This window comes from Mycobacterium neglectum, from assembly GCF_002591975.1.
Lineage (GTDB): Bacteria > Actinomycetota > Actinomycetes > Mycobacteriales > Mycobacteriaceae > Mycobacterium > Mycobacterium neglectum.
Genome location: NZ_NVQE01000120.1, coordinates 1 through 596 on the forward strand (window position 1 = coordinate 1; position 596 = coordinate 596).

The 596-nt window shown below is 66.1% G+C and carries 2 pseudogenes; one reads left to right on the plus strand and one right to left on the minus strand.

Annotated features, from left to right (window positions below):
- Positions 1-440: pseudogene (locus tag CSQ99_RS30645) on the plus strand (HNH endonuclease signature motif containing protein); the annotation flags it as partial.
- Here CSQ99_RS30645 and CSQ99_RS31960 read toward each other — a convergent pair.
- Positions 432-596 (minus strand): annotated as a pseudogene (locus tag CSQ99_RS31960) (hypothetical protein); the annotation flags it as partial. The pseudogenes CSQ99_RS30645 and CSQ99_RS31960 sit on opposite strands and share 9 nt — an antisense overlap.

The window sequence follows — 596 nt, forward strand, 5'->3', positions numbered from 1 at the left end:
TCGAAGCCGGCTGGGACGCCGAGGTGGCCCGCCGCCCGCACGGGCAGCGTTGCACCGTCATCGCCCACCTCGACGTCAAGGATCAGGTCGCCCAGTTGCATCTGGGTCCGCTGCTGTCCGACGCCCAACGCCAATACCTGACCTGCGACGCCACCTGTGAAGTGTGGTTCGAACGCGACGGCCAACCCATCGGCGCCGGGCGCGCCACCCGCACCATCAGCCGCCGGCTGCGCCGTGCTCTGGAATACCGCCACCGGACCTGCGCAGTGCCCGGGTGTGGCGCGACTCGTGGTCTACACGCCCACCACATCCGGCACTGGGAAGACGGCGGCCCCACCGAACTGCACAACCTGGTCCTGGTCTGCCCCTACCACCACCGCTGCCATCACCGCGGCGCCATCACCATCACCGGACCCGCACCCAACATCACCGTCACCGACGGTGATGTTGGGTGCGGGTCCGGTGATGGTGATGGCGCCGCGGTGATGGCAGCGGTGGTGGTAGGGGCAGACCAGGACCAGGTCTGTCATGTATATAAATCTCCGAGCCCACGAGACCAGTGTGTGTATCGTATTCCGTGTTCTGCTTGTAAAGAA